The organism is Tropicimonas sp. IMCC6043 (genome assembly GCF_004146235.1).
Taxonomy (GTDB): domain Bacteria; phylum Pseudomonadota; class Alphaproteobacteria; order Rhodobacterales; family Rhodobacteraceae; genus Tropicimonas.
Map to the genome: position 1 here is coordinate 1 of NZ_SELO01000182.1, position 353 is coordinate 353.

General features: G+C 65.7%; 1 pseudogene. It reads right to left on the reverse strand.

Annotated features, from left to right (window positions below):
- A pseudogene (locus tag EU800_RS27135) lies at positions 1 to 353 on the reverse strand (recombinase family protein); the annotation flags it as partial.

Consider the following 353-nt stretch of genomic DNA (forward strand, 5'->3'; position numbering starts at 1 on the left):
GCTCCTGGTCACTCCACTCCAGTGGTGGGGTTGAACGCAGGAGGCGCTTCAGGGTCAGGTCGATGGGCTGTCTGCCTTCGACAATGGATGCCTGGATTCGGGGCGAAAGGCCGGCCAGTTGAACGATCCGGGCGAGGTAGCGCTCAGACACATTCGCCTCGGACGCGAGCCGCTTGAGTGAGGTTCCGGACTTCAGGGCGTCGGACCAGCGATGCGCATTGCGGAGCGCCCGGATCATTACGGGGTCAGGTTCCGGCGCGCGGCTGCCGGCGACGATCTTCATCTCGGCGCCACGTCGCCGGCAGGTGAACGGCCGGTCGAGTTCGAGCAGGTCGGGATCCATCGAGCTGGTC